The organism is Stutzerimonas stutzeri RCH2 (assembly GCF_000327065.1).
Classification (GTDB): domain Bacteria; phylum Pseudomonadota; class Gammaproteobacteria; order Pseudomonadales; family Pseudomonadaceae; genus Stutzerimonas; species Stutzerimonas stutzeri_AE.
In genome coordinates this window covers 2,990,219-3,006,728 of record NC_019936.1, presented here as the reverse complement: position 1 = coordinate 3,006,728, position 16,510 = coordinate 2,990,219, and the positions used below count along the sequence as shown (strand labels likewise).

Below are 16,510 nucleotides of genomic sequence, written 5' to 3'. Positions count from 1 at the left end.
CTGTGGTTCGGTCCCTCGCAAAAAGGTCGATGGCTCACTCAATGGCCATCGAGGGCCAGGTCAATGGCGGTTGAGCTTGTCCAATGCGTGACCCAGCGCGTGGTTCAGCTTTTCCGCTGCCCCGTTGATTGCCAAGTCGAGCGTCTCGGCCCTGTGCGTGGCCGAAATGGGGTCGTGACCCTTGACTCGCGCTTCCATCTGGCAGCGCTTGTCCTGGGGACCACTCTTGTTGCTGTTTTCGTCGTTGAGATGAACCTCGACGCGGGTCAGATGATCATCGAAGCGTTCCAGCTCGGTTTCCACCGTTGCCTTGATCCGCTCTTCAAGATCACTGGTAACACTGATGCTGTGGTTGCTGTTCACCAGAACCTGCATGGCTTCCTCCTGATTGCAACGCTGCACCCTTCACAGCACAGGCGGCCCGAAGAGCTGCAGCTACACAAGCTACGACGTGGTGGCGTCTAGCGGGTTCCGCCTCTGTCCTGGCCTCGGACGCGCGGTTCAAGTTCTGTTCAGCTTGGGCCGCCGGCATATTCATGGCGCCTGGCAAGCCCGACCTTGAGCGCTTCGACGAGCAGACGCACCTTTGGCAATGGATAGCGGCGCTGCGGATAGACCGCCCAGACAGCGGTATCCGGGGGCTGGTTAGCTTCTAACAGGGAAACCAGTTCGCCGCGCTGCAGCGGGCCTTGCACGTAGTAATCCGGCAGCTGGCACAGCCCAAAACCACGCAGGGCTGCATCCAGCACCGCCTCGCCGCTGTTGCAGCGCCAGTTGCCGCTGGGCTTGAAGTGCTGCTCGCGGCCTTCGATCTGAAACGACCAGATGTCGCTCGTGCCGATCAGGCAGTTGTGCCGCGCCAGTTCCGACAATGTATGTGGCCGACCATAGCGCTCGAGATAGTCGGGGGCTGCGCAGAGATACATCGCGCGTGGTGCGATCCTCGTGGCGACCAGGCGCGACTCACCGAGTTTGCCGAGGCGAATCGCCAGGTCGTAGCCCTCTTGCACCAGGTCGAGGGTACGGTTGGTCAGTTCGATATCGACCCGCAGCTGCGGGTGCCTTGCCATGAATTCGTTGACCAGCGGCACGATAAACCGCTCGCCATAGGCCACAGCGGCGGTCATGCGCAACAACCCGGTGGGGGCGCTATGCAGGTCGCTGATGGCAAGAAACGCTTCGTCGCGTTCTTCTATCAGTCGCTGGCAGCGGGCGAAGAAGGTATGACCGGCTTCGGTCAGCGACACGCGGCGCGTGGTGCGATAAAGCAGGCGCGCCTGCAGGCGCTCCTCGAGGCGCGCGATCTGTCGGCTGACATGGGATGACGAGACGCGCAAACGCTTAGCGGCGCGCATGAAGCTGCCGCATTCAGCCACAGCCACGAATTCGTCGAGACCTTCCCAGCGGTTCATGATTACTCCTGATGCAGGGGTTAACAGCGTTGCTTGGACGCGCAGTCGTGGGATTATCCCTGTATGGCAACAATGTTTTCCAGAATCCCCCATCAATCCCTGAATGAGCGTGAATTACACTCTGTGTTTTTCCAGAAACAGTCGAGTGACGTTCATGACCATCAAATCGCGCGCCGCCGTTGCCTTCGGCCCCAACCAGCCCCTGCAGATCGTGGAAGTGGACGTTGCACCGCCCAAAGCCGGCGAGGTGCTGATTCGCATCGTCGCCACCGGTGTTTGCCATACCGACGCCTACACCCTCTCTGGTGAGGATTCGGAAGGCGTCTTTCCCTGCATCCTCGGTCATGAGGGTGGTGGCATCGTCGAGGCGGTGGGCGAGGGCGTCACCTCGGTGGCGGTCGGCGATCATGTGATTCCGCTCTATACCGCCGAATGCCGCGAGTGCAAGTTCTGCAAGTCCGGCAAGACCAACCTGTGCAGCTCCGTACGCGCCACTCAGGGCAAGGGCCTGATGCCCGATGGGACCACCCGCTTCAGCTACAACGGCGAGCCGATCTACCACTATATGGGCTGCTCGACTTTCTCCGAGTACACCGTGCTGCCGGAAGTCTCTGTGGCCAAGATTCCCAAGGAAGCGCCGCTGGAAAAGGTCTGCCTGCTGGGTTGTGGCGTGACCACCGGCATCGGTGCCGTGCTCAATACGGCCAAGGTGGAAGAGGGCGCCACCGTGGCGATCTTCGGCCTCGGCGGCATCGGCCTGGCGGCGATCATCGGCGCGAAGATGGCCAAGGCCAGCCGGATCATCGCCATCGACATCAACCCGGGCAAGTTCGCCATTGCCGAAGAGCTGGGCGCGACCGACTTCGTCAATCCGAAGGATCACGATAAGCCGATCCAGGAAGTCATCGTTGAGATGACCGATGGCGGCGTCGACTATTCCTTCGAGTGCGTCGGCAACGTGCAGCTGATGCGCGCGGCGCTGGAGTGCTGTCACAAGGGTTGGGGCGAGTCGACCATCATCGGCGTCGCCGGTGCGGGGCAGGAAATCAGCACCCGTCCGTTCCAGCTGGTCACCGGACGCGTCTGGCGCGGGTCGGCGTTCGGCGGCGTGAAGGGGCGTACCGAGCTGCCGAGCTATGTGGAGAAGGCGCAGAGCGGCGAGATTCCGCTGGACACCTTCATCACCCACAACCTGCCGCTGGACAAGATCAACGAAGCGTTCGACCTGATGCACGAAGGCAAGAGCATTCGTACCGTCATTCACTTCTGATCCAAGGTGGATAACGCCGTCGTTCGGCGGCTTATCCACCTCGACCGGTGGAGGCCCGCATGGTTTCCACCTCGCGCGAGGCCCGTTCATGACCCTTGAAATCGTTTCCAGCAACAAGAGCTTCGGTGGCTGGCACAAGCGCTACCGCCACCGTTCCAGCAGCCTCAACTGCGACATGGTATTTGCCGTGTTCCTGCCGCCGCAGGCGGAGCAGGGCGAAAAACTGCCGGTGTTGTACTGGCTGTCGGGGTTGACCTGCACCGATGAGAACTTCATGCAGAAGGCCGGAGCGCTGCGCATGGCGGCCGAGCTCGGCCTCATCATCGTCGCGCCAGACACCAGCCCGCGTGGTGCCGGCGTGCCGGATGATCCCGACGGCGCCTGGGACTTCGGCCTGGGTGCCGGCTTCTACCTCAATGCGACGCAAGAGCCCTGGGCACAGCACTACCGGATGTACGACTACGTGGTCGACGAGCTGCCGGCGCTGGTCGAGGCCAATTTTCCGGTCTCCGACCGCCGCGGCATCAGCGGACACTCGATGGGTGGCCATGGCGCGCTGATCTGCGCATTGAAGAATCCGGGTCGCTATCTATCCGTCTCGGCCTTTGCGCCGATCAGCAATCCGCTCAACTGCCCGTGGGGCGAGAAGGCCTTCAGTCGTTATCTGGGCGAGGAGCGTTCGCGCTGGCGCGAGTGGGATGCCTGCGCACTGATTGCCGAGGCGGGCGAGAAGCTGCCGTTGCTGGTCGATCAGGGCGATCGCGATGATTTCATGGAGGGACAGCTCAAACCGCAGGCACTGCAAGCAGCCGCTGCGGCGGCCGGCCATCCGCTGACGCTGCGCATCCAGCCGGGCTACGACCACAGCTACTACTTCATCGCCAGCTTTATCGATGATCACCTGCGTCATCATGCGCAGGCGCTGAAGGCGTAGGGTGGATGACGGCGAAGCCTCATCCACGGGTTGGATTCGGCTCGCCTCGCCCGTCAACACGGCGCAGCCTCAGGCACGACATTTCCGTATGCGCAGGGGGACGAGCGCAGTAGTTAGCCAGAAATAAAAAAGGCCCAACCGGTCTGCCGGTCGGGCCTTCCGTCGCAAGGAGCTAGAGCGACGGATAATCGGTATAGCCCACCGGACCCTGAGCGTAGAACAGCTCCGGCTTGGGCTCGTTCAGCGGCGCGTCCTGGCGCAAGCGCTCGACCAGATCAGGGTTGGCGATGTACGGAATGCCGAATGCGACCGCATCGGCCTTGCCATCAGCCAGCCAGGCGTTGGCCTGCTCTTTGGTGAAGCGCTCGTTGGCGATGTAGACGCCGCCGAAGATCTCTTTCAGTTGCGGGCCAAGGCTGTCTTCGCCGGCCTTTTCGCGGGTGCAGATAAAGGCAACGCCGCGCTTGCCCAGTTCGCGCGCCACATAGCCAAACGTCTCCGCGCGGTTGGAATCGCCCATGTCATGGGAGTCGGCACGCGGCGCCAGGTGTACGCCAACGCGACCGGCACCCCAGACGGAAATGGCGGCATCGGTCACTTCCAGCATCAGCCGTGCGCGATTCTCCAGCGAGCCACCGTAGGCGTCGGTGCGCTTGTTGGTGCTGTCCTGCAGGAACTGGTCGAGCAGGTAGCCATTCGCGCCATGGATTTCCACGCCGTCGAAACCAGCCTCCTTGGCGTTCTCCGCCCCCTTGCGGTAGGCCTCGACGATGGCCGGGATTTCATTGGTTTCCAGGGCACGAGGCGTTTCGTAATCCTTCATCGGGCGAACCAGGCTGACATGGCCGGCCGGTTTGATGGCGCTGGGTGCGACCGGCAGCTGGCCATCGAGATAGATTGGGTCGGAGATGCGGCCTACGTGCCAAAGCTGTAGGACGATCTTGCCGCCCTTGGCATGCACCGCATCGGTGACCTTCTTCCAGCCCTGAACCTGCTCGGCGGTCCATATACCCGGGGTGTCCGGGTAGCCAACACCCATCGGCGTGACTGAAGTGGCTTCGCTAATGATCAGGCCGGCGTCGGCGCGCTGGGCGTAATACTCGGCGATCAGCTCGCCGGGGACGCGGCCGGGCTCGGCGCGGCAGCGCGTCAGCGGTGCCATGATGATGCGGTTGTTCAGTTCCAAATCGCCGATCTTGATCGGGTCGAAAAGCGTGGGCATAGCGATACCGCTCCTTTACTGATGGTGCGAGAAGGGGCTCAGAGTTCCTGGCCGATGCGCTCGACGAAAGCCTGGATGACCGCGTCGTTGCGCTTGAAGAAATGCCACTGGCCGACCTTCTGGCTGGTAACCAGCCCGGCTTTCTGCAAGGTCGCCAGGTGGGCCGATACGGTTGACTGCGACAGGCCGGCACGCTGGTCGATCTGCCCGGCACATACACCGTTCTCCAGCGAGTGGTGCTGCTCGGCGAAGTAGCGCTGCGGCTCCTTGAGCCAGCGCAGAATGTCGCGACGCAACGGGTGGGCGAGGGCCTTGATGATGTCGTCGAAGTCGTCCGGCATGAGTTGGCCTGGGTTGTGTATATCGGAATGAGGCGAACTATATATCGGTAACTTCCGATATAAGATCGATTTGACTGATGGTGGTTATTGGCAATGTCGATGGTTGAGCGGACTAGCGAAGCCCTCGGGCTGCGGCCGTGTCCTGTAGAATCGCCGCCTCGAGATTTTCCAGGGTGTTCCATCTATGCGTATCGGCCACGGTTACGACGTGCACCGCTTCGGCGAGGGCGACCACATCACGCTTGGCGGCGTGAGGATTCCACACAGGTTCGGGCTGCTGGCGCATTCCGACGGTGACGTACTGCTGCACGCTCTGAGCGACGCGCTGTTGGGGGCCGCGGCGCTGGGCGATATCGGCAAGCACTTCCCCGATACCGACCCGCAGTTCAAGGGTGCCGACAGCCGTATGCTGCTGCGCCATGTGCTGGCCCAAGTGCAGGCTAAGGGCTACGTGGTCGGCAACGTCGACGCCACGATCATTGCCCAGGCGCCGAAGATGGCACCGCATATCGATGATATGCGTGCGCTGATCGCTGCGGACCTGCAAGTCGAACTGGATCAGGTCAACGTGAAGGCCACCACCACCGAAAAGCTCGGCTTCACCGGGCGTGAGGAGGGAATCGCCGTTCACGCGGTTGCCTTGCTGGTCCGCCCATGACCGAAGACCAGTTGCTCGGGCCGCGTGCCCATGGCGAACCTTGCGGCAGTGCCGTACTGAAGGCGGTCGCGGAGGATTTCCAGGTAGACGAAGTGCTCGACATTCCGCTGTCGGGAGAGGGCGAGCACCTCTGGTTGTGGGTGGAAAAGCGCAATCTGAATACCGAGGAAGCCGCCAAGCGCATCGCCCGCGCCGCCGGCGTGCCGTTGAAGATGATCAGCTATGCCGGGTTGAAAGACCGGCAAGCGCTGACCCGGCAATGGTTCAGTCTGCATCTGCCGGGCAAGGCCGACCCCGATCTGGCCGCCGCCGAGAGCGACGGCCTGGCGATCCTCAAACGCACCCGGCATCAGCGCAAGCTGCAGCGTGGCGCGCACTCGGCCAACGGCTTCCGCCTGCGCCTGAGGGCATTGCAGGGTGAACACGCCGCGCTCGATGCGCGCCTGCAACGGATCAAGGTCAACGGCGTGCCGAACTATTTCGGCCTGCAGCGTTTCGGCTATGACGGCGGCAATCTGCACGGTGCGCGCGAGTACGCCGCCAAAGGTGAGCTGCCAGTGCAACGCAATCTGCGCTCGCGCCTGCTCTCAGCGGGGCGTAGCTATCTGTTCAATAAGGTACTCGCCGCGCGGGTTGCCGATGGCAGCTGGAACCAGGCAAGAGTTGGCGATCTGCTGGCATTCACCGACAGCCGCAGCTTTTTCCCGGCTGGGGCGGCGGAATGCAACGACCCGCGCCTTGCCATCCTGGACCTGCATCCAACCGGTCCGTTATGGGGAATTGACGGCTCGCCGGCGGGCGACGAAATACAGGCGCTCGAAAATGCTGTCGCCGCAACTGACTCAGCGCTCGTCAATTGGTTGGCGCAAGCTGGAATGAAGCACGAACGGCGCATTCTTCGCCTCCCCATCGGCGGTTTGTCGTGGCATTATCCCGAGCCTGACATTCTGCAACTGGAATTCGTCCTGCCGACCGGATGCTTCGCCACCGCCGTGGTGCGTGAGCTGGTCAGCCTGGCAGGGCAGACGGACATCTGATGCGTATTCTGATCGCCAACGACGACGGGGTGTATGCACCCGGGCTCGCCGCGCTTTATGACGCGCTGGCGGACTATGCCGAGTGCAAGGTGGTAGCCCCGATTCAGGACATGAGCGGCGCCAGCAGCGCGCTTACCCTGGACCGCCCGCTTCACCCGGTAAGCATGCCGAACGGCTTCATTGGCCTGAACGGCTCGCCCACCGATTGCGTGCACCTCGGCCTCAACGGCCTGCTCGAGGAAGCGCCTGATATGGTGGTCTCAGGCATCAATCTCGGCGCCAATCTCGGCGACGATGTGCTCTATTCCGGTACGGTTGCTGCGGCCATTGAAGGACGTTTCACCGGGCGTCCGGCTTTCGCCTTCTCGCTGGTATCACGCTCGACGGAAAACCTGCCGACTGCCGCTCATATCGCGCGCATGCTGGTCGAAAAGCACGACCAGCTGGAGCTGCCGCCACGTACGGTGCTCAGCGTCAACGTGCCAAACCTGCCCCTCGACCATATCCGCGGCATTCGCCTGACTCGTCTGGGGCATCGCAGTCGCGCCAAGCCGCCGGTCAAGCAAGCCAACCCGCGCGGCAAGGAAGGCTACTGGATCTCGGTGGCCGGTGACGTCGAAGACGGCGGGCCGGGTACCGATTTCCATGCGGTGATGCAGGGCTACGTATCGATCACGCCACTGCAGCTGGATCGAACCTTCCATGAGGCCTTCGGCGGTCTCGAAAGCTGGCTGGAGAGTGTGCTGTGAGGAATCGCGGACAAGACAGCCTGCTGCATGGCTCAGGGATGACCTCTCAGCGTACCCGTGATCGCCTCATACAGCGCCTCTACGAGGAAGGGCTGTCGAACCCCCAGGTCCTCGAGGTGATCCGTCGTACTCCGCGCCATCTGTTCGTCGATGAAGCACTGGCGCACCGTGCCTATGAAGATACGGCGCTGCCGATTGGCCACAATCAGACTATTTCCCAGCCGTTCATGGTTGCGCGCATGAGCGAGCTGTTGCTGGCCGACGGCCCGCTGGACAAGGTTCTGGAGATCGGGACCGGTTCGGGCTACCAGACTGCCGTGCTGGCGCAACTGGTCGAGCGGGTGTTCTCGGTCGAGCGCATTCAGGCCTTGCAGGATCGGGCCAAGGAGCGCCTGGTCGAACTCAAGCTGCGCAATGTGGTCTTTCGCTGGGGCGATGGTTGGGAGGGCTGGCCTGCGCTGGCGCCTTACAACGGCATCATCGTCACCGCAGCGGCAGCCGATGTGCCGCAGGCCTTGCTCGATCAGCTGGCGCCCGGTGGGCGACTGGTGATTCCAGTGGGTGCCGGCGAGGTCCAGCAACTCATGCTGATCATTCGAGAGGACAACGGCTTTTCACGCCATCTTCTGGATACCGTACGTTTCGTGCCGCTGCTCAATGGACCTGTGATTTGATCATTCAGCGGAAGGAAGCATGAAAAACGCTTTATTGTTGTACGCCAAAGGCATGGCCATGGGCGCGGCGGATGTGGTGCCCGGTGTCTCGGGCGGTACGGTGGCGTTTATCACCGGTATCTACGACGAGTTGTTGCGTTCGATCAGTGCCGTTCCTTACGCCGTTCGCCCGCTGCTGCGCGGGCGCCTCGGCGAAGCCTGGAAGACCGCCAACGCCAGTTTCCTGCTGGTTCTGTTTGCTGGTGTGCTGACCAGCATTCTCAGCCTCGCTCGATTGATCACCTTTCTATTGGAAGAGCACCCGATTCCAGTGTGGTCATTCTTCTTCGGTCTGATTCTAGTTTCGGTGCATCTCGTGGGTAAGGAAATCCAGCGGCGTAACCTCTCGCGTCTGGTGAGTTTCTGCCTCGGTATCGGTTTCGCCTACTGGATCACCGTTGCCGCGCCGGTGCAGTGGGGCAGCAGCAGCCTGAGCCTGTTCTTCGCCGGTGCCATCGCGATCTGCGCGATGATCCTGCCAGGTATTTCGGGCAGCTTCATTCTCGTGCTACTGGGCCTCTACCCGGTGGTGCTCGGTGCGGTGAGAAGCTTCGATATCGGTGTCATGGGGATCTTTGCCGCAGGATGCATGGTTGGGCTTCTGAGCTTTGCCAAGTTTCTCAGCTGGTTGCTCAAGCGTTGGCGTGACCTGACCCTGGCGTTTCTCACCGGCTTGATGCTCGGCTCGCTGAACAAGGTCTGGCCGTGGAAGGAGACGCTGACCTGGCGTACCAACTCCAGCGGGGAGAATGTTCCGGTGTTGCAGCAGAATCTGTTGCCCGGCGCCTATGCTGATCTCACCGGTCAGGATCCGCAGTTGCTGGCGGCAGTGCTGTTGGCCCTCGGCGGTATCGTGCTGGTGCTAGGGCTTGAATGGTTTGCTGGTCGACGTCAGCCGATGACCGAAGGCGTCTGACGTACTTGTCTATGAAAGGGAGCGGGCATTGAGGCTCACAGCAGTACCGCAGTGGATTCGCGACCCCATGGTCCGTTCGATGCTCGGCGTTCTGGTGATAACCGGAACGCTGGTTGGTTGTGCCTCGTCACCCCAGGGTGGAGGTGTGCAGGTCGTCGATCGCAACCAGCGCGACCGCGTCACCAGCGGCCAGTACATTGTCCGTCGAGGTGACACCCTCTGGTCCATCGCCTTCCGCTTTGGTTGGGACTGGCGTGAGCTGGCGCGGGTCAATGGTATTCAGCCACCACATGTCATCTATCCAGGACAGAAGATCCGCTTCGATGGCGGTTCGTCGCGTGTTGCGTCCGCTGCGCCACGGCCAGCACCGCAGCCTGCACCGGCGCCTGCTCCATCGAGTCCTGTGGTCGTCGCCACGCCGATACCGCGCCAGCCCGCTATCACCACGCCTTCAAGCCAGCCTCCAGCTGCTCCGCCGGCGAGCACTCAAGTGACGCCGGTCGCCCGTTCGGCAAGCGGTTGGGCATGGCCGGCGAACGGCGCAATCATCGGTCGATTCTCGTCAAACGGTAGTTTGAATAAAGGAATTGATATCGCTGGGGAATTAGGACAGCCTGTCCTGGCTGCTTCTGATGGAACTGTTGTGTACGCCGGTAGTGGATTACGGGGTTACGGCGAACTTGTGATCATCAAGCACAGCGATACCTATGTAAGCGCCTACGGACACAACCGCAGGCTGCTGGTGCGGGAGGGCCAACAAGTCAAGGCTGGGCAAAGTATTGCCGAGATGGGATCGACGGGAACCGACCGGGTGAAGCTGCACTTCGAAATTCGCCGCCAGGGCAAACCTGTAGACCCGCTGCAATATCTGCCAAGACGTTGACCTGTCGCCTGCCTGTTCCAGCACTAGGTTGGGCTTGAGCGTAGCCAGGGACCCGCGTCGCTTGGGCCTGTTGTCGAACTCGGAACAGGACAAGAATAAAATGGCACTTAAAGACCAAGCGCTGGAGTTTGACGTCGACGATGCGGTTCTGCTTATGGAAACGCCCATCCACCTCGACCAGAAAAGCAACGTGACCAGGGCTGCCACAGCAGGCAGACCCAAGGCTGCATCCAGCAAACAGCACAAGTTCATCGATTACAACCGGGCCCTGGATGCAACCCAGTTGTATCTCAACGAAATCGGCTTCTCCCCCCTCCTGACACCTGAAGAAGAAGTGCACTTCGCGCGCCTCGCTCAAAAAGGCGATCCGGCGGGGCGCAAGCGCATGATCGAAAGCAACCTGCGGTTGGTGGTGAAGATCGCTCGGCGATACGTCAACCGTGGACTGTCGTTGCTCGATCTGGTCGAGGAGGGCAATCTCGGTCTGATCCGCGCGGTCGAGAAATTCGATCCCGAGCGTGGCTTCCGTTTCTCCACCTATGCGACCTGGTGGATACGGCAGACCATCGAGCGGGCGATCATGAATCAGACCCGCACGATTCGGTTGCCGATTCATGTGGTCAAGGAACTGAATGTCTACCTGCGTGCGGCGCGCGAGCTGACCCAGAAGCTCGATCACGAGCCCAGCCCGGAAGAGATTGCCAATCTGCTGGAGAAGCCGGTTGGTGAGGTCAAGCGCATGCTGGGGCTCAACGAGCGGGTCACTTCGGTGGATGTTTCGCTTGGTCCGGACACTGACAAGACGTTGCTCGATACCCTGACCGACGATCGGCCGACCGATCCCTGCGAGCTGCTGCTGGACGACGATCTGTCTAACAGCATCGATCAGTGGCTTTCCGATCTTTCCGAGAAGCAGCGAGAAGTGGTGATCCGCCGCTTCGGGCTGCGCGGCCATGAAGCCTCGACGCTCGAGGAGGTAGGGCAGGAAATCGGCCTGACCCGTGAGCGTGTCCGCCAGATTCAGGTCGAGGCGCTGCGACGTCTTCGCGAGATTCTGGAGCGTAACGGCCTGTCGAGTGACGCGCTGTTTCAATAGAACTACTGTCGGGCTTGGCGCTGCCTCGCCCGACATCTCAGTTCCACAGCCAAACTCCCGCATTACCCGTCCAATGGTCGATCCATTGGATTAATCCGTTTTGTCCGATTCTCCGTTTCCGCTTCTTCGCTTGTAAGCATTCACTTACAAGCGCTGTAAGCAAAGCTCTCAAATTAGTCGCAGCAGCCGACGATCTCTGATTTTTTCTCGCTCTAAGTACCTGATAAACCGAATATTTATGGTCAGGGAGCGGTAGTCTGTACATTCCACTGCGGATAAGCGTCAGCTTGCTGGTCATCGGCCAATCATTAATATCGCACTCGTGCTCAGGGATTAGCGCGGCCTTCAGGACGAAGGTCAGGGACCATCGCAGGAAGCGGTGTCATCCAGGAAGATGAGAAGGGATATAGGGAACAAGGAAGGAGGCGGGCGGGGTCAAACCCGCCCCTTTTTTTTTGCCTGTAAAAAAGTCTCGCTGAACCGAGTGGCCGGGGTACGGCCTAAGGAATGGAGTCCATCAGCGGAGAGCGAAAATGAATGGCAACCAGCATAACGACCCGTCACCCGAAGAGCGCGACGACGTGGCCCGGCGGCCGGATGAGGCTGATGAAGATCAGCTTGATGAGGCAATCGAAGAGACCTTTCCGGCGAGCGATCCTATTTCGCCTTGATCGGATGGCTCAGCGCAGCAGGCCACGCTTTCGGCCTGTGCCATGCGTGCCAGGAGGGCTGGCATGACATGGCTGCGCAATAGTGGCGCGATGTCGTCCCGCTCGCACGGCGCTGCTTCCAACCAACCCATCTCCTCCAGCTCGGCGTGCACGGTCACCGCGCGAGGCAGCCGTGCGATGAATACATCAGCTTCCACCTGATGATCCGGTTCGTTGGCGGCTGGCGCCTGAAAGTGGCCCAATGGATCGAAATCATTGTCTTCGAGCGGCAGATCCAGTTCCTCTTGCAGCTCGCGTCGGAGGGTTTGCAGCGGTGTTTCGCCAATCTCGGCCTTGCCGCCTGGGAGCATGAAGAAGCGCGTCCCGCGTTTACGTACCACCAGGATGCGGCCGCACTCGTCCAGCAGGCATGCGATGGCGATTTTCAGGGTGGCGTTGGGCACTGACATCATCCTTCGGTCGTTCTGCAACGCGACCAGCGTTTTGCTGCGTCTATAACGCGTAAGCCGGTCTGCAAGGGCTGCTGGCAGTCGATTCGCAACCGAAAATCCAAGACGTGAATAGAAATCGACAAGCTCCGGTTTGCAGAATAGCCAGACCGGTCCTGCGCTGGACGCCACTGCGTTGCGCACCAGTTGCGCACCAATTCCGCGGTTTCGCTCCGTCGGGGTCACTAGCAGACCCGTCAGGAACTGCCCCTCTTCCACAGGTGTAAGGCACAGTCCTCCGACGATATCGCCACGCTTTGCTACCCAACATACGGCTTCGGTGCGTATGCGGTTTCGGCTGTTGTGGGCACGATAGAACTTCGCCAGCAAAGGCTGCAGGTGGTGCGGAAGCTGCGAATAGGCAAGTGCGGACATGGCCATCCCGGCTGTTTTCGAAGGCGCCAGTCTAGCGCTTGTACCCCGGTGGACGAACCTTCGCTGCATGAGTAATGCCGTTCATCCGCTCATTGCATCTTTTCCTCCGTCTGGGCGCTCTCACCCTGTAGCGCTTCCAACGACAGGAATAACAAGATGTTGGATCTACTGATCGTGCTTGCATTCATCGTTTACGGCCTCTCGGCAGGGATGCGTGCGCGCACCAAGGCATCACAAAGCCTCGACGAATACTTTCTAGCCGGACGCACCATCAAGGGCTGGCGTGCTGGCGTTTCGATGTCTGCCACGCAGTTCGCCGCCGACACGCCGTTGCTGGTCAGCGGTCTCGTTGCGACTGCCGGGGTTTTTGCGCTCTGGCGGTTGTGGATCTACGGTCTGGCGTTTCTGCTGCTGGCCTGGGTATTCGCTTCGGGTTGGCGTCGCGCCGGGGTGCTCACCGATGCGGAGCTCACGCGCGTGCGTTACAGCGGGCCTGCCGTCGTCCCTCTGCGATTGTTCAAGGCCATCTACTACGGCACGGTAATCAACTGCGTCGTGCTGGCGATGGTGCTGGTGGCGGCCATTCGCATCGCCGAAGTGTTCCTGCCCTGGCACGAGTGGCTGCCGGGCGGGATCTACGCGGTGATCACGGGAGCGGTCGAATCCAGCGGGATCCGCTTGGGTGAGAGCATCAGCGGGCTCGATCAACTGACGACCAGCACCAACAATCTGATTTCGATTCTGCTGATCCTCGCCTTCACCGCGATGTATTCCATCACCGGCGGCTTGCGTGCGGTGGTGCAGACCGACGTGATGCAATTCAGTGTGGCTATGCTCGGTACGCTGGCATACGCCTGGTTCGTAGTCGATGCAGCGGGGGGGCTTGGCGGGCTGACGGACCGCATCGTCGAGCTCTACGGCAGTGAGCAGGCGGCCAAGATGCTGTCGTTCGCGCCGCCCAGCAACGCAGGCGAGGCGCTGATGCCGTTCCTGGTGATCGTTGGCCTGCAGTGGCTGTTCCAGATGAACTCCGATGGCACCGGCTACCTGGCGCAGCGCAGCATGGCCTGCCCGACGGATCGCGAAGCGCGTATTGCGGGCCTGGTGTTCACCTGGCTGCAGATTTTCCTGCGCAGTCTGTTCTGGCTGGCCATCGCCATCGGCTTGCTGGTGCTCTATCCGTTCAGCCCTGAAGAAATGAACGGGGAGGGCTTCACCGCTGCCCGCGAGGCGCTGTTCGTCACCGGCATCGATGAACTGCTACCGCCGGGCTTCCGCGGGCTGATGCTGGTGGGCCTGTTGGCCGCGTTGGCGTCAACGGTCGATACACACCTGAACTGGGGCGCTTCCTACTGGAGCAATGATGTGTACGGTGGTGTCGTCGCGCCAAAATTGCTCAAGCGCAAGCCGAAGGACAAGGAGCTGGTGCTTGTTGCCCGTTTGTCCAACGTGCTCATCCTGCTGATCGCGATGGTCATCATGGCGAACCTCGGTTCGATCCAGACGGCATGGTTCATCTCACTGCTATTCGGCGCGGGCATGGGCTCGGTGCTGGTGCTGCGCTGGTTGTGGGAGCGCATCAACCTGTACTCCGAGCTCACCGCAATGGTCACGTCCCTGATCACGGCACCGCTGCTGCTCTACTTCCTCGGCACCGATCCGGAAAGGGAGTGGATTCGCCTGGGCATCATGTCACTGGTGACCTGTAGCGCCGCGATCCTGGTCAGCTACGTCACGCCACCGACTGATCAGCAAACCCTCGACCGCTTCTACCGCAGGGTCCGCCCGTTCGGCTTCTGGGGAAAAACTGCTACACGCTGCGGCGTAACCCGTCGTGACTCGATCAAGGCTCTGGGTGCACGTCTGTTTGCAGTTGTAGTGACTGCCTTGTCCGTATTTACGCTATTGATTGGTGTAGGGCGGCTGTTATTCCCGCAACCGGGCGGCAGTGCACTTCTGGCGTGGATATGCATTGCGGTTGGTTTGGCCTTGATGCCTGTCTGGATGTACTTGGCATTCAGTCGTTACTTCGATGATTCGCGCGAAGAAGATGTGCCTGAGTTGCAATTGAAACACGCAGATGTCGCTGGCTGATATGGAGGTTGGAAATTTTTCAGTCAATATTCGATGATGGCGATTCGATATCTAAAGGTGGCGATACATGATGTCATGGCGATATTGTATGTATACATAAATTGATAAGAATCATCGCATTAGAACATTTTTCTCCTGTTTTTCATGAAATATGGGTCATTCGTCGAATTCTTTGGGCAGCCATTGCTTTTACATGCTTGTCTCAGGACTACGCATTGTTATTGCGTATACCGACAAGCATAAATAGAGGTGCCGTCATGAACCGACTCTTCAAAACTACATTGATGATCGCTGCGATGCTCCCGGCTATTGCCGGAGCGGCTCCAATGACGGGTGACAAGGAAATTACCCTGGGTGGCGCGGGCAGCAGTGATAAAGACTTCGACGATACCATCTTCTCCGTTCAGGGAAGTTGGGGTCAGTATCTGAGTGAGTCTTCATTATGGGGTGTTCGACAAACCGTCAATGCCCGTGATACCGAGGGCGAAAGCGTCAAGTTCGACGGGTCAACCAGGGTCTTCTACGACTACCACTTCGGTACCGGCAAGGCGCGGCCTTTCATTGGCGCGAGCATCGGCGGGGTCTACGGCGACCGCGTAGACGAAACCTTCATGGCGGGGCCGGAAATCGGCTTTAAATATTGGGTTCAGGACAAGACTTTCATTACCGCGATGGCGGAATATCAGTTCCTGTTCAAGAGCGGCAGTGATGCGCAGGATCGTTATGATGACGGTGTGTTCCTCTACAGCATCGGTATTGGTTTCAATTACTGATCGAAGCATGCGCGATGCCCGTTGTGGCATCGCGCAAGTTCAGAACTACCGTAACTGGCGTTTCGCTTGTTAGCAGTCGATGGCTCAGCCCTCGACCAGTTGCTGAAGAAAGTTCTTCAGAGCAACGCCGGGTTCGTCGTCTTCGGATGCAATCATGCGAATCCCCCATTGTCGTAAGACTTCTTCCTGTACCGGGTTGGGTTTGTGTGAGAACACATAGGAAATCGGCCTTACACCCAGCGCTTCATGCTCGTTCCATATTTTCGACAGCTTGTGGAAGAGCAAACGGATATTGGTATCCGAAAGGCTGTAACCAATAAACAGAACGGCCTTGCTTAGCGTGTCAGCACGCAACTTGATATCCAGCGGAGTCTCGAATTGCAGGCGCTGGTAATAGCTGGTTTCGTCGAGCACGATCGAGGCGTCATCATCAAAGTCGCCATGAAACTTCACGATCTGCCTGACCCCGTCGCGCGCCTTGGTCAGGTCGCTGGCATTGGCGATCTTCACATAATCGACCGCATGCGCTTCATGAGCATATTCGAGCCATCGGTCATAGTTGGTGGTGTAGATCGCGGGAAAGCGCCCCTGGACGATCAGTCGATGGATTTCCGAATCCCGTATCTCGATGTTGCGGTGCCATTCGCGGTCCATCCAGCTGCGCAGTGGGCCGATGCTGCCTTTCTTGATCCGGTAATACTCCGCCAGCGCAAGGAAATTGCCATAGGTATTGAACACCTCGGGGTCGTAATCGAGCTGCACGGCAATTTCGTCGATCAGGTCCTTCCAGGGTGGGAGGCCGATGTTGGCGGAAACGCCTGAGCCGACGAACAGAATCAGGCGATTGTTGCGGTACGCATCGCGGAGCTGGTCCATGC

General features: G+C 60.1%; 17 protein-coding genes. 11 read left to right on the top strand and 6 right to left on the bottom strand.

Going from position 1 to position 16,510, the window contains the following annotated elements; genetic code table 11:
- Nucleotides 1-60 precede the first annotated feature (60 nt).
- Together PSEST_RS13710 and PSEST_RS13705 are read right to left on the bottom strand one after the other, a co-directional pair.
- Nucleotides 61-375, bottom strand: coding sequence for an HPF/RaiA family ribosome-associated protein (locus PSEST_RS13710; RefSeq protein ID WP_015277576.1), 315 nt, complete (start codon nt 373-375; stop codon nt 61-63).
- Nucleotides 376-512: 137 nt separating this feature from the next.
- The gene (locus PSEST_RS13705) at nt 513-1,412 is read right to left on the bottom strand and encodes a LysR substrate-binding domain-containing protein (protein WP_015277575.1); all 900 of its coding nucleotides are present in this window, start codon (nt 1,410-1,412) and stop codon (nt 513-515) included.
- 154 nt (nt 1,413-1,566) lie between these two features.
- Here PSEST_RS13705 and PSEST_RS13700 point away from each other — a divergent pair, with 154 nt between their 5' ends.
- Together PSEST_RS13700 and fghA are read left to right on the top strand one after the other, a co-directional pair.
- A complete protein-coding gene (locus tag PSEST_RS13700; RefSeq protein WP_015277574.1) occupies nt 1,567-2,682 on the top strand; it encodes an S-(hydroxymethyl)glutathione dehydrogenase/class III alcohol dehydrogenase in 1,116 nt (371 codons plus the stop codon).
- An 88-nt stretch (nt 2,683-2,770) separates the two neighbouring features.
- Complete coding sequence (gene fghA / locus PSEST_RS13695) at nt 2,771-3,616, top strand: S-formylglutathione hydrolase (RefSeq protein ID WP_015277573.1); 846 nt, start codon at nt 2,771-2,773, stop codon at nt 3,614-3,616.
- Nucleotides 3,617-3,788: 172 nt separating this feature from the next.
- Here fghA and PSEST_RS13690 read toward each other — a convergent pair whose 3' ends face one another.
- Together PSEST_RS13690 and PSEST_RS13685 are read right to left on the bottom strand one after the other, a co-directional pair.
- Nucleotides 3,789-4,838 carry an alkene reductase gene (locus PSEST_RS13690; protein WP_015277572.1) on the bottom strand — a complete coding sequence of 350 codons (1,050 nt, stop codon included), beginning with the start codon at nt 4,836-4,838 and terminating at the stop codon, nt 3,789-3,791.
- Between the two features lie 38 nt (nt 4,839-4,876).
- Nucleotides 4,877-5,179 carry an ArsR/SmtB family transcription factor gene (locus PSEST_RS13685; RefSeq protein ID WP_015277571.1) on the bottom strand — a complete coding sequence of 101 codons (303 nt, stop codon included), beginning with the start codon at nt 5,177-5,179 and terminating at the stop codon, nt 4,877-4,879.
- 184 nt (nt 5,180-5,363) lie between these two features.
- Here PSEST_RS13685 and ispF point away from each other — a divergent pair, with 184 nt between their 5' ends.
- From ispF to rpoS, 7 genes are all read left to right on the top strand, one after another.
- Nucleotides 5,364-5,837 (top strand): 2-C-methyl-D-erythritol 2,4-cyclodiphosphate synthase, encoded by a 474-nt coding sequence (ispF, locus tag PSEST_RS13680; RefSeq protein ID WP_015277570.1) that lies wholly within the window; start codon nt 5,364-5,366, stop codon nt 5,835-5,837.
- Complete coding sequence (truD, locus tag PSEST_RS13675) at nt 5,834-6,874, top strand: tRNA pseudouridine(13) synthase TruD (RefSeq protein WP_015277569.1); 1,041 nt, start codon at nt 5,834-5,836, stop codon at nt 6,872-6,874. Before ispF ends, truD begins: the two co-directional genes overlap by 4 nt.
- Complete coding sequence (gene surE, locus PSEST_RS13670; RefSeq protein ID WP_015277568.1) at nt 6,874-7,623, top strand: 5'/3'-nucleotidase SurE; 750 nt, start codon at nt 6,874-6,876, stop codon at nt 7,621-7,623. The genes truD and surE overlap by 1 nt, the downstream gene beginning before the upstream one ends.
- A gap of 38 nt (nt 7,624-7,661) precedes the next feature.
- The gene (locus PSEST_RS13665; protein WP_041756691.1) at nt 7,662-8,297 is read left to right on the top strand and encodes a protein-L-isoaspartate(D-aspartate) O-methyltransferase; all 636 of its coding nucleotides are present in this window, start codon (nt 7,662-7,664) and stop codon (nt 8,295-8,297) included.
- Nucleotides 8,298-8,316: 19 nt separating this feature from the next.
- Entirely contained in the window at nt 8,317-9,252 is a 936-nt protein-coding gene (locus PSEST_RS13660; RefSeq protein ID WP_015277566.1) for a DUF368 domain-containing protein, read from the top strand.
- Nucleotides 9,253-9,319: 67 nt separating this feature from the next.
- Nucleotides 9,320-10,135 (top strand): peptidoglycan DD-metalloendopeptidase family protein, encoded by an 816-nt coding sequence (locus tag PSEST_RS13655; protein WP_041756689.1) that lies wholly within the window; start codon nt 9,320-9,322, stop codon nt 10,133-10,135.
- Between the two features lie 100 nt (nt 10,136-10,235).
- Nucleotides 10,236-11,231 (top strand): RNA polymerase sigma factor RpoS, encoded by a 996-nt coding sequence (gene rpoS, locus PSEST_RS13650; RefSeq protein ID WP_015277564.1) that lies wholly within the window; start codon nt 10,236-10,238, stop codon nt 11,229-11,231.
- Between the two features lie 613 nt (nt 11,232-11,844).
- Here rpoS and PSEST_RS13645 read toward each other — a convergent pair.
- A complete protein-coding gene (locus PSEST_RS13645; RefSeq protein ID WP_015277562.1) occupies nt 11,845-12,765 on the bottom strand; it encodes a GNAT family N-acetyltransferase in 921 nt (306 codons plus the stop codon).
- 156 nt (nt 12,766-12,921) lie between these two features.
- Here PSEST_RS13645 and PSEST_RS13640 point away from each other — a divergent pair, with 156 nt between their 5' ends.
- Together PSEST_RS13640 and PSEST_RS13635 are read left to right on the top strand one after the other, a co-directional pair.
- Nucleotides 12,922-14,859, top strand: coding sequence for a sodium:solute symporter family protein (locus PSEST_RS13640; RefSeq protein WP_015277561.1), 1,938 nt, complete (start codon nt 12,922-12,924; stop codon nt 14,857-14,859).
- A gap of 257 nt (nt 14,860-15,116) precedes the next feature.
- Nucleotides 15,117-15,632 carry a hypothetical protein gene (locus PSEST_RS13635; RefSeq protein ID WP_015277560.1) on the top strand — a complete coding sequence of 172 codons (516 nt, stop codon included), beginning with the start codon at nt 15,117-15,119 and terminating at the stop codon, nt 15,630-15,632.
- An 84-nt stretch (nt 15,633-15,716) separates the two neighbouring features.
- Here PSEST_RS13635 and PSEST_RS13630 read toward each other — a convergent pair whose 3' ends face one another.
- Nucleotides 15,717-16,508, bottom strand: coding sequence for an SIR2 family protein (locus PSEST_RS13630; protein ID WP_015277559.1), 792 nt, complete (start codon nt 16,506-16,508; stop codon nt 15,717-15,719).
- Nucleotides 16,509-16,510 lie beyond the last annotated feature (2 nt).